The 219-nt window shown below is 51.6% G+C and carries 1 protein-coding gene; it reads right to left on the bottom strand.

What is annotated here, in order from left to right:
* A partial coding sequence (locus E1189_RS25290; RefSeq protein WP_230460215.1) for a hypothetical protein occupies positions 1 to 188 on the bottom strand: 188 nt, incomplete at its 3' end.
* Positions 189 to 219 lie beyond the last annotated feature (31 nt).

The raw sequence follows: 219 nt of genomic DNA, 5'->3' as shown, positions 1-219 counted from the left end.
ATAAAACGCAGAACTGTCACTGATTCATCTATAAAAGGGGGCGCTGCTACCTGTCCCCTGAAATACTGGCACTGGCTCTGAGCATGGCTTTCAAACATTCTGCGACGTACATCAAGCGGGCCAGCCCCCGGTTTGAACTGCTGACAGAGCTCACAGACCAGCCAATGGCCTTTAGCGTGAGGCAGCATGTCCTGTACAGGAGTTTCACTGTGTTGACAA

The organism is Parendozoicomonas verongulae, from assembly GCF_009711465.1.
Lineage (GTDB): Bacteria > Pseudomonadota > Gammaproteobacteria > Pseudomonadales > Endozoicomonadaceae > Sansalvadorimonas > Sansalvadorimonas verongulae.
This window is presented reverse-complemented; position numbering and strand designations above follow the sequence as displayed.